Below are 9323 nucleotides of genomic sequence, written 5' to 3' on the forward strand. Positions count from 1 at the left end.
AAACTAGCTGTAGGTTTTCCAGTTAGTTTCCATATTTCTTCCGAATATAGAAATCTAACTGTATGAAATCCACTTAGTCTCGTTGACCACCGTTATGCGACGCCAACCCTCCCATACGATCGGCGCGGCATGACCCCTACTATTATAGTTGTATCACAATCCGTTTCCCGGCAGCTTTTCTATTTTTGCTGTCATATTCGTCATGATTGACTGATCAGGCAGTCGATGGTGCGGTTGTAGACGGGCAAAAGGAAGGAAAGTCAAGCTTATGCCAGCAAAAGGCATTTAGAGGGATATATTTGACAAATTGGTGTCAAAAAATGTTTTTGCAGTTTTGTCATAAAAGGATTACAATACAAGCATAGAATCCGTTAACGACTGATCCTTTTCTCAAGTTGTGAAATTTATCACAACTAATTTCCATAAGTCCCGGTCCCACCCGTCACCCAGAGGAAAGTAAGGTAAGCGTCATCACGGATTATCGCACTAACTGGCTAACGCCAAATATTATTATGGAAGATTTCAAGCAAAGGAGGCCGTTTACTCATGTCAGAAACACCAGCGCAAAATTCGGCAAACGAAACCAATTCGGCGGCTGTACGCGGAGAATTGGATGTGCTCGATCAGTTGATGAAGCCCGAGGTTCAGAAATCGCTCACGGAATTGGTGGAGCAGCTGCCTAAATTGGCGGAGATGGTCACTCTGATGACCAAAGCCTATGATGTTGCCCAATCTTTGGCTACGGACCGTGTGCTCATTGAAGATTTGAAGGGCGGATTAGGCGAGTTTGTGAAGCCTATTCAGGATAAAGCGAAGGGAATCGCATCCGCTGCCATTGAAGCGAGCGATCGTGCCCAGTCGGACTCGACGACCATTGGGCTTTTTGGACTGCTCAAGATGCTTAAAGACCCGCAAGTTCAGAAAATGTTCCGCTTTGCCCAAGCGTTCCTAGAGGTTATGGCTGAGCGCCAAAAAGGTGACACGGAAACAAAATAGAGAATGGAGGATGAACAATGGCTAAGCAAGTATTAATACTAGGCGGCGGATACGGCGGATTGCTTACGGCCCTGACTGCCAGAAAATATATGTCGGCTGAAGAAGCTTCCATTACAGTCGTCAACCGCAACGGCTCCCACCAAATCATCACCGAGCTTCATCGTCTGGCCGTTGGCGGCTTGAACGAGAAGAACGTGGCGCTGCCTCTGGAGAAGCTTCTGCGCGGCAAGAACGTTGATTTAAGAATCGACACGGTGAATAATATCGATCTGGAGCAGAAGAAGGTCTCGTTGGCCGGCGGTCTGACTCTGGACTACGATGCGCTGGTTATCGCGCTGGGCAGTGAGACGGCTTTCTTCGGCATTCCCGGCTTGCAGGAGAACAGCTTTACGCTTAAGTCGGTGGAAGATGCGAACCGGATTCGCGCGCATGTTGAAGCGTGTGTGGACGAGTACAGCAGAACGAAGAACAAAGCGGATGCAACCTTCGTTATCGGTGGAGGCGGTTTGTCCGGTATCGAGCTCATCGGCGAAATGGTGGATATGCTTCCGGATATGTGCCTCAGAAAGGGCGTCGACTTCAAAGAAATTTCGCTCTATTGCGTCGAGGCGGCTCCTTCGATCCTGCCCGGCTTCGCGCCTGAGCTCGTAGAACGCGCCAAAACCAGCCTGGAGAAGCGCGGAGTGAACATCTTGACCGGAGTGGCGGTTACAGAGGTTCAAGGCAAGAACGTCATCCTGAAGGATGGCACAACGATCGAAACGAACACGATGGTTTGGACGGGCGGAGTAACCGGAAATTCCGTTGTCGCCAACTCGGGCATCGAGGCGAACCGCGGCCGGGCTACCGTTAACGAGTTCCTGCAATCGACCTCTCATCCCGATGTGTTCCTGGCAGGGGACAGCGCGGTCGTTATGGGACCGGAAGGACGTCCTTATCCGCCAAGCGCCCAGATCGCATGGCAAATGGGTGAAACCGTCGGCTACAACCTGTTCGCTTACTTCAAAGAAGCTCCTATGAAGGACTTCCAGCCGGTCTTCTCCGGAACGCTGGCCAGCTTGGGCAGAAAAGACGCGATCGGCACGATCGGCGGCAACCAGACCCAACTGAAAGGACTTCCCGCTTCGCTGATGAAGGAAGCCAGCAACATCCGTTATTTGAGTCATATTAACGGAGTTTTCTCTCTAGTCTATTAATAACAACAGAAGTCCCCGCTAACCGCTTGTTATCCGAAAGGGGACACGTACACTTGCTGTTTTGCCCCTTTAGGGAGGACTGGATTTTGTTCCAGGATCTGCTTTAGAGGGGCTTTTTAGCATGAAAATAGCGAGGAGGAAGGCCGATGTCAAAGCCTCGGATGGCTGTGATTGCTATATTAATTGTGATCTTGATTATCGGGGGAGGGGCTTTTTTACTATGGAAGAACGGATGGAGCCCCACTGCAGAACCGGCTGCAGAGCCAATTGTGGAGCCGGCAGAAACTCCGCTACCGATTCCTGAGGACACAGAGGCGGAAGCCCCTTCGGATACTCCGAAAAGCTTGGAGGATCTGCTGAAGGAGTACGGTGATATGCCTTTAATAGACGCACACAATCATGACGCTGACGGATCGAAAATCATCCAGGATAAAATCGAGATGTGGACACGGATGGGAGTGGACAGCGTCGTTCTGTTTGGAGCGGTTTCGGAGCCCCGAGCCGTTCATTCCGACGAAATGTCCTGGCAGGCCTACCGGCAAAACCCGGAGCGGATCATCCCTTTTTTCTCCGGTTTCAACCTCCATGAACCCTCGAGCCTCGATGTCGTCAAGGAAAATCTGGAGAAGGGCTTCTTTGGGTTGGGCGAAATTGTGGCCGCTTCCACCTATTCGCCGGTTTTATCCAATGTTCCTTGGAAGGCTGAAGATCCGATGGATGGATACCTGCCGCAAATTTACGAGCTGTGTGCCCAATATCAAGCCCCTTTGCTGCTTCACATCGATCCTCCTAGCGGAATTGCTATCAAAAAACTGGAGGAGGCGGCGGAGGCCTACCCGGATACGGTCTTCATTTTTGCGCATGCCAATGCTTATAACTCTCCAGAGAATATCCGCCAGCTCTTGAGCAAGCATCCGAATATCTATGCCGATTTTTTTGCGGGTTTCACTGCCCTCAATCCGGAGAGCGCCAATACATTGGAAGACTTCGTACCGGTCATGCGGGAGTTTCCCGATCGTTTTGTACTAAGCACGGATTCCGGGTTTGGCCTGGAAAGTGAAGAAAAGGCGATCGAGGCCATGTATCGGCTGATCGATGCTTTGAACGACCGGGAGCTGGCAGAGAAGATTGCCTATGACAATATGGATGCTCTCATTCGCAACCAACCGGCTACCGCAAGTCAACAGGAAGCTATCCGCAAGTATGGCGAAGAGACAGGGAAAGCTTATGATTTAACCAAGCTGACGAAAAGAGAAGCCAATCTTATTCTGATAGAAAAAGAACTGGCGAACGAGGGATGACGGGGAAAAGATTGCGGAAAATCTTTCTCCGTTTCAGTCTTCCTCCCGCGGATGAATCATATGCTCCGGCCGCACCATGCGGTCGAACTGCTCCTCGGTCAGCAGGTTGCTGCGCAAGGCCGCTTCTTTCAGCGTGAGACCCTCTTGATGAGCCAGCTTGGCGATGGAAGCGGCTTTTTCATATCCGATATGAGGGTTCAAAGCGGTCACCAGCATGAGCGATCTTTCCAAATGGGCCTGGATAACATCGAGATTGGGCTCGATGCCGACGGCGCAATGATCGTTGAACGAGCGCATGGCATCGGTCAGCAGGCGGACGGATTGCAGGAAGTTATAAATAATGACCGGCTTGAACACATTCAGCTCGAAGTTCCCCTGACCGGCTGCAAATCCGATTGCCGCATCGTTGCCCATCACTTGGCAGACGACCATGGTCATCGCTTCGCTCTGGGTCGGATTGACCTTGCCGGGCATAATGGAGCTTCCGGGCTCGTTAGCGGGAATACGAAGCTCCCCGATTCCGCTTCGCGGGCCGCTCGCCAACCAGCGGACATCGTTGGCTATCTTCATCAGATCGGCAGCCAGCGCCTTCAAGGCGCCATGGACGTACACGATTTCATCGTGGCTGGTCAAGGCGTGAAATTTGTTGGCTGCGGAGACGAAGCTCTTGCCCGTCAGCTTGCTGATTTCGCGGGCGACCGTCTCCCCGAATTTCGGATGGGCGTTAATTCCGGTTCCGACGGCGGTCCCGCCGATAGCCAGCTCCCTTAAGGAGTCGGCGCTGGAACGGATCATCGCCATCGTCTTGTCCAGCATGCGGCACCAGCCGCTGATCTCTTGGCCGAGCGTCAACGGGGTGGCGTCTTGAAGATGGGTCCTTCCGATTTTGATAATATTTTGAAACTGCTCGCTCTTGTTCTGCAAAGTAGCTTTTAACAGCTCCGCTGCCGGGAGCAACTGATCCTCAACAGCGATTAATGCGGCCATATGCATAGCGGTCGGGAATGTATCGTTGGAGCTTTGCGAACGGTTGACGTCATCGTTGGGGTGAACTCTCAGCTCGCTGCCTCCCTGTTCCAGTAGCTGGTTGGCCCGATTCGCTATCACCTCATTCACGTTCATGTTGGACTGGGTGCCGCTTCCCGTCTGCCAGACGACGAGCGGGAAATGCTCATCCCAGCGCCCTTCAATGATTTCCTCGGCTGCGGTGACGATCGCCTTAGTCTTGTCGGCATCGAGCTTTCCCAACTGTTCGTTGGCCAGGGCTGCGCTTTTTTTGAGAATCGCGAACGCACGGATAAGCTCGATAGGCATCTTTTCCGTGCCGATTCGGAAATTTTCGAAGCTTCGCTGCGTTTGGGCGGCCCACATCTTGTCGGCGGGAACCCGGACTTCGCCGAGCGTATCTTTTTCGATGCGATATTCCATTGCACTCTTCCTCCTTCAATACATAGCCTTCTACTAATAGATTACCCGTTTTCTCATTCCATACGCCGTTTTTCAGAGAGATGGATTTATTTTTCCCGACAATACCTATGAATGCATCCCGCAGTTAACGGGAAGTCATGAGCGTTTCCCGAGCGAAATGAGCGTATTTCGAGCTAATCAATCCGTAGGTCAAGCTGTCATCCAACCCCGTCAGCAGTTCTGCAAGGAGAGGGTAAGGCTTCCGCTCGCGGAACACAAGGTTATCGATGCCGGCGACGGTTTTCAAGCCCATTTCCCGAATGGCCCGGGCGCGAAGGGCATACAGGTCCAGATCGGGACAGCGGAAATAAGGCAGCACACATACATCCACAATGATTTGCTCCGGACGAATCCGGTACTGCTCCGCAAGCCGCAAGATCGTTTCCAGTTTGGACTCGTACGGCAAAGAACGGTTAGCAGGGTCATGGGGAACGAGCACAATCCGGTCAAAATAAGGAAAATGCTCACGATAGGCATGCCAATAACGTTCCTCGAGCCAGAGCGAGTTAAGCGTAATACGCCCTCCCGTGCGAAGTTCTCCAAGGATAAGCGATGGATCATAGCTTTCCAACCAAACCGGCAGCCCGGGCTCTAGAGCCAGCGGGGTCGGATCCTCTTTCAGATGGATGCAGCATTCTTCGTTTAACGGATCGGGATGGCTTTTGTAATACGGTATGATTTTCATTCGTGACGGCGCACCTCTTACGTAAGTTTATGTATTCGGAGCGGCTGCTGGTCAAAATGCTTATCTGAAGAAGCCGGGTTCCGATTCCGTAAATAGAGACTCTGTTTTGCCGGTTAAGCAGACGAGTCCAAGACATATATCAAACAACGGAAACCTGCCGGATGTAAAAACAGAGCAGCCTAAGCTACTCTGTCGCGTAATTATCAAAATATCTCTGCACCAGCACAATCGGCGTTCCCTTATCGCCGCTGCCGCTAGTTAAATCACACAAGCTGCCGAGCAGATCGGTAATTTGGCGGGGGGTGGTCCCGAGCGACTCCCCTTGGCCGGCTTGGTCTTTCTCCTTGATCTTCTGCCGGATGGCGTCGACCATGGCACTGCTGTCGAGATTCTTAAGCTCGTTGTCGGCAATATATTTCAGCTTGATTTCGTTCGGTGTTCCCTGCAAGCCTTGAGTATAGCCGGGAGATACGACCGGATCCGCCAGTTCCCAAATTTTGCCTTTAGGATCCTTGAATGCACCGTCGCCATAGACCATGACTTCTATCGTTTTGCCGCACTTCTCCCGCAGCTGCTGCTGAATTTCGTTGACGATGGAGGAGCAATCCCGGGGGAACAGCTTAAGCTTGCTGTCGGTGGCCGCATTGGAGCCTAGCAGCCCGAAATCCGGATTATAGCCGCTTCCGTTAACCGGCTGGGTCAGCAGATCGTCCAGACCGTATACAGGGTCGGCGCCCGCTTTTTTCAAAATTTTCTTCGTGCGATGGCGGTCGTGAATGTTGGCCACCAGCATTTGCTTGCTGTAAGTTAATGCCGCTTTCGGGTCGTTGGCCAGATAGATCCGGATATTATCGTTAACGGCCAATTGCTTATACATGGCGACATAGTCGATTCCGGTGAAGGGGTGAGAAACCTGATCGCCAAACAGCTCCCGGTATTTCTCTTCCGTCAGGACATCGGTATAAGGCGAAATGTCCAGATCATCCATTTTCTCGACATCCATCAGGTGGTTGCCCATTTCATCCGAAGGATAGTTTAGGAACAGGTGAATTTTCTTGCCGCTTTGGGCAATCCCTTTAAGAATGAGCGAGAACCGGTTGCGGCTGAGTATAGGGAACAGAACGGCCAGGTCATCGCCAGGATACAGAGTCTTGATCTGATGAGCGATATCGTCCACCGTCACATAATTCCCTTGCGTTCTAGCCACCAGCGATTCGGTAATTCCGATAACATCCCGGTCATACAGCGGGAAATTCTCGGCCTGCGCGGATTGCAGGACGGAGTCCACTACAATCTGAACGAGATCGTCTCCTTCCTTCACGATCGGAGCTCGAATCCCTCTTACAATCGTACCTACTGTTCTTGCCACAAGTATGCCTCCTCTAGCCATACGCGGTTTATAAAGCAAAGTTATATCGGAGTATGGTTTGTATAAAATGAACGGGAGCGCAAACAAAGAGTGGGTCCCTTCGTGTCTTGCCTGGACCCCTGCCGCTTTGCTCCACAAATGATTATACCATTATCGAAAGCGGATGGATATCGTTTTGCTGTCCGCGGTTGGAGCGGAACGGGAAATTGGGGGAGCATCGGTTGAAAATGGAGGTGTAGGCGACAATTTGCTCGGTAGAATAATGACATGACCTTTATAGATCCCCGTCTTTTTGGGCATATATCATTTCGAGTCGGTCTCAAACAGTCTTAAGTGAGTAGCAAATTGCATAAGACATTTTCACTGGAGGATCTTACATTATTTGGTTATTTATTCGTACTATTCTGTGACTAATCTATCATTTTAGGAATTAAATAGGCTTTTGTGTGAATTTTTTAGTTTTAAGAGCGTCTGAATATTAACAGGTTCCAAATACTGTACTTTTCCTTGAAATTTACAGCTTTTGACCTTTCAAAGGAGAGTGTATCTAAGTGAAAAAACTCAGAAAGACCGCAGTAACTCTTGCTGCATCGTCGGTCCTTGCATCCCTAGCAGTTGTTGGCGCTGCTAATGCCGAAACTTTTGTAACAGCAGCATCCCCGAAAGTGGAACTAAACCAGAACGGGGGTGACATAAATCCCCTTACGGTTGATAAGGAATGGACTGATACTTTTTGCTGCCAATCCACTGTAACAAGAACTTTTAATATCAATCCAGGTTATGGCCATGTAAAGCTGTTTATTCAAAATCATGCTAGTACAGAAATCACCGTTAACTAAACACAGAGATACTGGCCTGGTATATTTTACAAAAACGATTAAAGGTAAAGAAGACCTGGACTGGCGCAGTTTTAACGAAGGATACCCTCAAGGCATGAGAAGCGGAGATTATAACCTTGTTATCTCTGGTGGTGGTAATGATGTTAACGGTCAATATTGGGGTAAAGCATCTGACGATACAGGCGACTTTAATTAATTGCTGAACTATTGGGGATATTTTCTGGATGACAAAAATATACGAGAAGAAGAGTTACCTCGATCCGTTGAACTCTATGGAACAGGGTAAATGGAATGTATCCGCAAGAAGGTCAAATGGGGTTCATTCTTGAACGAATATGACGAATGGTACGATTAAAATATAGAAAGAGAGCCGAGTTGGGCCTCGACTCTCAATAAGCAATAGCCGCTTTTAAGGGCGGTTGGCTCGGTAAGCTTAAATAGACCGCTACCTTTGTCGTGGCGGTCTATTTCCTTTTTTGGAAAATAGTATAGCTATGATTATCAATCCAAATGCAAGCATTAAGGAAATTGCTTCGTATACTGTCATGAAGCATCACCTCCCTTCCGGGAGATTAGGCGACGGCCCATATGCCTTCTATTGCTCTGACCAAAATAATATCAGCTGAACTAACTTATTAGGGTTACCATGTCTATATGCCACGAGAAGAGATGTCCAAGGGCGGACGAACATCTGCAAGACTTCGATGACCGCAAGATGTGCAACAACATAATGAATAGGAAGTCAAAGTAGTCTTTAAAAGATTCTGAGATTCTGCGTGAACGGCTAAAAAAAGAAGACCCCTACTATATTCAAGGAGTCATGGAATTCGATCTAGCTCTTTTCGTTTTTGCTAATATGATATAGAACGTGCTTACATAAGGGGCTATCTTTCTCCACTTTCGGGTGATGGAAAGATTTAATAAAGCTCATGCCGATTTTTTTCATGACGTTCTTCGAAGGCTCATTAATGTCGGCCGTAAAGCTACACACATCATTAAAACCCAATTCGTTAAATCCATACTGTAAACAGGCAGCCGCGCCTTCCGTCGCGTATCCTCTGCCCCAGGCCTCTTTTTTCAGCCTCCACCCAATTTCTATACACGGCGTGAAATCTGCTTCAAATGTGGCCCGATGAAATCCTATAAAACCTATAAACTCTTTATTTTCTTTTACTTCCACAGCATATAATCCAAACCCGCATTCCTGAAACTCGGATACAATTGCTTTATAGAACATGTTAGTTTGTTCGGGCGATAAGGTATTAGAAAAATACGTCATGACCTCTTCATCCGCATTCAACCGGCTAAACGGCTCCAAGTCTGCTTCCTTCCAGTCGCGTAATTGCAATCTCGGTGTTTCTATATAAATCATTTCACACCTCCGAACAAGAAGTTAAGCTTCTCGGAATTCACATTCCGTTGCAGACTCTAGCTTCCTAGCTAGGGTCTTCTATTGTTTCACCCCCAAAC

At 49.3% G+C, this 9323-nt stretch carries 10 protein-coding genes; 5 read left to right on the forward strand and 5 right to left on the reverse strand.

Annotation, left to right across the window (positions count from 1 at the left end; all coding sequences use genetic code 11):
* Window positions 1-546 precede the first annotated feature (546 nt).
* The 3 genes from FS806_RS24360 to FS806_RS24370 all read left to right on the forward strand — a co-directional run bounded on the left by FS806_RS24360 (window position 547) and on the right by FS806_RS24370 (window position 3493).
* Complete coding sequence (locus FS806_RS24360) at window positions 547-996, forward strand: DUF1641 domain-containing protein (RefSeq protein ID WP_144941853.1); 450 nt, start codon at window positions 547-549, stop codon at window positions 994-996.
* Between the two features lie 17 nt (window positions 997-1013).
* Entirely contained in the window at window positions 1014-2192 is a 1179-nt protein-coding gene (locus FS806_RS24365) for an NAD(P)/FAD-dependent oxidoreductase (protein ID WP_144941855.1), read from the forward strand.
* A gap of 146 nt (window positions 2193-2338) precedes the next feature.
* Complete coding sequence (locus FS806_RS24370; protein WP_144941857.1) at window positions 2339-3493, forward strand: amidohydrolase family protein; 1155 nt, start codon at window positions 2339-2341, stop codon at window positions 3491-3493.
* Window positions 3494-3526: 33 nt separating this feature from the next.
* Here the strand turns inward: FS806_RS24370 and fumC are convergent, their stop codons facing one another.
* From fumC to FS806_RS24385, 3 genes are all read right to left on the reverse strand, one after another.
* Window positions 3527-4921: a class II fumarate hydratase gene (gene fumC, locus FS806_RS24375; protein ID WP_144941859.1), complete on the reverse strand. Its 1395-nt coding sequence runs from the start codon at window positions 4919-4921 to the stop codon at window positions 3527-3529.
* Between the two features lie 124 nt (window positions 4922-5045).
* Window positions 5046-5645 (reverse strand): pterin-binding domain-containing protein, encoded by a 600-nt coding sequence (locus FS806_RS24380; RefSeq protein ID WP_144941861.1) that lies wholly within the window; start codon window positions 5643-5645, stop codon window positions 5046-5048.
* Window positions 5646-5829: 184 nt separating this feature from the next.
* Window positions 5830-7014, reverse strand: coding sequence for a coenzyme F420-0:L-glutamate ligase (locus FS806_RS24385; RefSeq protein ID WP_144941863.1), 1185 nt, complete (start codon window positions 7012-7014; stop codon window positions 5830-5832).
* A 551-nt stretch (window positions 7015-7565) separates the two neighbouring features.
* Here FS806_RS24385 and FS806_RS24390 point away from each other — a divergent pair.
* Together FS806_RS24390 and FS806_RS26420 are read left to right on the forward strand one after the other, a co-directional pair.
* Window positions 7566-7853 (forward strand): hypothetical protein, encoded by a 288-nt coding sequence (locus FS806_RS24390; protein WP_144941865.1) that lies wholly within the window; start codon window positions 7566-7568, stop codon window positions 7851-7853.
* On the forward strand, window positions 7825-8049 hold the full coding sequence (locus tag FS806_RS26420) for a hypothetical protein (protein ID WP_222126767.1): 225 nt from the start codon (window positions 7825-7827) through the stop codon (window positions 8047-8049). The genes FS806_RS24390 and FS806_RS26420 overlap by 29 nt, the downstream gene beginning before the upstream one ends.
* 249 nt (window positions 8050-8298) lie before the next feature.
* On the opposite strand, the gene FS806_RS27170 is transcribed toward FS806_RS26420, so the two are convergent.
* Both FS806_RS27170 and FS806_RS24395 read right to left on the reverse strand, forming a co-directional pair.
* Window positions 8299-8400: a putative holin-like toxin gene (locus tag FS806_RS27170; RefSeq protein WP_222126768.1), complete on the reverse strand. Its 102-nt coding sequence runs from the start codon at window positions 8398-8400 to the stop codon at window positions 8299-8301.
* A gap of 285 nt (window positions 8401-8685) precedes the next feature.
* The gene (locus FS806_RS24395; RefSeq protein ID WP_144941867.1) at window positions 8686-9225 is read right to left on the reverse strand and encodes a GNAT family N-acetyltransferase; all 540 of its coding nucleotides are present in this window, start codon (window positions 9223-9225) and stop codon (window positions 8686-8688) included.
* Between the last annotated feature and the right edge of the window lie 98 nt (window positions 9226-9323).

The organism is Paenibacillus sp. 32O-W (genome assembly GCF_007679495.1).
Classification (GTDB): domain Bacteria; phylum Bacillota; class Bacilli; order Paenibacillales; family NBRC-103111; genus Paenibacillus_L; species Paenibacillus_L residui.